The following is a 308-nucleotide window of genomic DNA, read 5'->3' as shown; positions in this document are numbered from 1 at the left end:
AGGTTAAAGGGTATCGATCGCATATTAGAGGCTTTTCGACGGTTTGTTGAGAACGAACCCTCAGTGGCCGACGGAACTAGTTTGGTTATTGCTGGTCCCGATCCTGCAGGTGTGTCGGATGATCCCGAGGCGGCTGAATATCTTTCGGAGTGCGAGGCTCATGCTGCGCGTTTGCCCCGGAAAGTCCGCCAACACATCCGATTTGTCTGCGTGTCTATGAAAGATCACCAAAAAAACGCTGAGATCATCAGCAGACTTCAAGCTCGCGCTTTTGCGGTTTTTCAGCTTTCAAAAGAGGAGGGTTTCGG

At 51.0% G+C, this 308-nt stretch carries 1 pseudogene; it reads left to right on the top strand.

What is annotated here, in order from left to right:
- Window positions 1-63: 63 nt before the first annotated feature.
- A pseudogene (locus ACWGTO_RS33980) lies at window positions 64-308 on the top strand (glycosyltransferase); the annotation flags it as partial.

The sequence above is a fragment of the Mesorhizobium sp. PL10 genome (assembly GCF_053714315.1).
Note: the sequence above shows the minus strand (reverse complement) of the source record. Positions and strands in the feature narration are given on the sequence as shown.